This window comes from Candidatus Acetatifactor stercoripullorum (assembly GCF_944382095.1).
GTDB lineage: Bacteria > Bacillota > Clostridia > Lachnospirales > Lachnospiraceae > Acetatifactor > Acetatifactor stercoripullorum.
On the sequence record NZ_CALWMU010000078.1, the window covers coordinates 1 to 3,103 of the forward strand.

Annotated in this window: 2 protein-coding genes; one reads left to right on the forward strand and one right to left on the reverse strand. The window is 49.4% G+C overall.

Annotation, left to right across the window (positions count from 1 at the left end):
* Nucleotides 1-161 precede the first annotated feature (161 nt).
* A complete protein-coding gene (locus tag SHK35_RS14100; protein WP_318710255.1) occupies nucleotides 162-1,805 on the forward strand; it encodes a hypothetical protein in 1,644 nt (547 codons plus the stop codon).
* Between the two features lie 64 nt (nucleotides 1,806-1,869).
* On the opposite strand, the gene pseB is transcribed toward SHK35_RS14100, so the two are convergent.
* Nucleotides 1,870-2,865 (reverse strand): UDP-N-acetylglucosamine 4,6-dehydratase (inverting), encoded by a 996-nt coding sequence (gene pseB, locus SHK35_RS14105; protein WP_318702987.1) that lies wholly within the window; start codon nucleotides 2,863-2,865, stop codon nucleotides 1,870-1,872.
* Nucleotides 2,866-3,103: the final 238 nt, after the last annotated feature.

The window sequence follows — 3,103 nt, forward strand, 5'->3', positions numbered from 1 at the left end:
CTGACAACTAATATACCCCTTCAGAAACAAATCACACCGGACAAACATTCATCAATAGCTAAAAAACATTTCTTGGTTTCATTCTCTCGATTATATGATAAAATAATTACTACAGCATAATGCAGTTATAAAAACAATCGCTTAGGGAGGCCTTTCTTTCTATGAAACGTCTGAAACTTTTTTGTGAAAAGCTGTCTTTGTTTTCCTGCCGCTTTGTGCGGCTTCTTGCCCTTGGTTTAACGGGATTTTTGTTTTTGGGTGCTTTTTTCTTCACCTGTTACAGTGAAAACATGGAAACCCAGCAGGTGCTGACCAAATGGGATAATCCTCTGTCCAGCCTGCTTGGTCTGGCTGTTTTGTCTGCCGCTGTTCTTGGCATCTTAGGCGCCATCCGTCTTTTGCAGCGGTTATTCCCCGCTCTCAGGGCAGGCCGTCTTTTGCTTTTCCTGGTGATGGCCTGGTGCCTTTTTGTGGGAGCTGCGCTTATTTTGTTTGGAAGGACTGTTCCCGCGGCAGACTCTATGTCCGTCTACTCTGCGGCGGAGGCTCTTGCCGGAGGAGATACCTCCGTCATCCACCCCACCGATTCCTATCTCTCTTATTATCCCCAGCAGATCGGACTTGTTGCATTTTACGAATTATTGATCCGTTTTTGGAAGCTGCTCCCTTTTTCCCTTCCCGCCTATCACTTTATCAAATGTGTCAATGTACTGTTTTCCTGTGTGATTTTACTGTTTCAGTACAAAACCGTGCATCTGCTGTGGCAGAACGAGAGGACAGACTGTATTTATCTAACGCTGGCAGGAGGCTTTCTGCCCTTTTTGATGTACCCCTCCTTCGTCTATGGAGAGATTCCTTCCTTTGCGGCCGCCTCCATAGGCTTTTACTGTCTGGGCAGACTGTTTTGGTCTCTAACCTCCGACACAACTGCCAAAAACAAAGCGCCGGGCATCCAAAAGCCCCTGCTGTATCTGTTCTCCGCCACAGTCTTTTTGACGCTGGCGGTGATGCTTCGCAAAAATTCTTTGATCTTCATCATTGCCGCAGTGCTGGCCGCTTTTTTCCAATGGCTCAGGGAACGAAAGCATTTGCTGCTTGTCTTTGCCCTTGTGTGCACCATCTGCAGCCTCAGTATCCTTCCCCTGGTGCAGAAGACCTATGAAATCCGCGCCCACAGTACCTTAAAAAGCGGCGTCCCGGCCATCTCCTATCTGGCTATGGGAATGCAGGAGTCCTCCCGGGGGAATGGCTGGTACAACGGCTTTAATTTTAACACCTATCAGAGCACCGGCATGGATACTGAAGAAACAGCTGCCCTAAGCCGCGCCGCCATCGGTGAAAGGCTTCAATATTTTCGGGAGAATCCCAAAGCCTTCGCGGCATTTTATGCAGGCAAGCTGCTCTCCCAGTGGGCGGACGGTACCTATGCCTGCAGGCAGGCCACTCTGGCAACCTTCGGCGGCAGAAGCAGCTTCTTTGACTCTCTGTATGCAGGAGACGCCAGCTCCTATGTGATTGACTACTGCAATGCCTTCCAAAACCTTTTCTACCTGGGCGCTTTCCTGTTTTTTGTGTGGGATATCCGGAAAAACCGCAGAAAGGAGAACTCCCCTCTGGGACTCTTCCTTTATCTGGGGATCATTGCCGTGATGGGAGGTTTTTTATTCCACATAGCCTGGGAGGCCAATTCCCGGTATATTTTCCTTTATGCCATGCTGCTTTTACCCTATGCAGCAAGGGGCCTGTACCTTTTCGGCCGGTATATTTCCGGATGCGTTCCCCGGTCCGCCAAAGGAAACGCCTGACAAAAGGCGGCAGTCCCTCCCAGGAAGGTCTGCCGCCTTATTTTACGCTGTTTTATCAATTTTATTATTTTTCCAAGTCCACAGTCTCAAGCAGCTTTTGAATCTCCTCTACACTCAGCCACTGGGTGTTGCTGCCGGAGCTGTAAGAAAAGCCTTCCGGAACCTTTTTGCCGGTGGGCTTTGCTTTTCTGTGCTCACTCCACACCATCTGGGGATACACAATGAAATGCTTGTCGTATTCATAGGTATTAGGCGCATCCTCCACCGTCACCATGATCTCATGAAGCTTTTCCCCTTCCCGGATGCCTACCTCCGGCATATTGCAGCCCGGCAGCATGGCCTGGGCAAGGTCTGTCACCTTAAAGGAAGGGATTTTGGAAATAAAGGTCTCCCCTCCCTTTGCCTCCTCCAGAGCCTTGATCACCAGCTCAACGCCCTGGCGCAGACTGATCCAGAAACGAGTCATGCGGTAGTCAGTGATGGGCAGCTCCTTTCCTCCGTTTTTGATAATATTATGGAAGAAGGGAATCACAGAGCCCCGGCTTCCGGCCACATTGCCATAACGCACAATGGAAAAACAGATATCCTTGCTTCCCGCGTAGGCGTTTGCCGCCACAAACAGCTTGTCGGACACCAGCTTGGTACCGCCGTAGAGATTCACTGGATTTACCGCCTTATCCGTAGAAAGCGCTACCACCTTTTTGATCCCACAGTCCAGCGCCGCATCTATCACATTCTGGGCGCCCCCTATGTTGGTCTTAATGGCCTCGGCTGGATTGTACTCGCAGGCGGGCACCTGCTTTAAAGCCGCCGCATGAATCACATAATCCACACCCTCGAAGGCCCGCATCATTCTGTCCTTGTCTCTCACGTCACCAATAAAAAATCTCAGCTTGTCCGCATATTCCTTAAACTCATTCTGCATCATAAACTGCTTAAATTCGTCTCTGGAATAAATGATAATCTTTCTGGGGTCATAATTTTCCAGCACATATCTGGTAAAAGCCTTGCCAAAGCTTCCCGTTCCACCTGTGATCAGTATGGATTTATTGTTTAACATAACTTCCTCTCTTTCTGTGCGCAATCTGTCCAGTGGACATTTTACGCCCGTCCCCTCCGCCGTCCCGGCAAGGGATTTTGTTATATCATAGCATAGGATGAGCCAAAAGGCAATTTCCAATACAGCTCAGCCATAAGAGGATAAGCACTGGGCATGGGTGCTTGCACACAATGCACAGAGATTATCCTCTTATGAGCTAAGCGCCCGACTATGAGCAAAGCAAGCTGCGAAGCAGCGG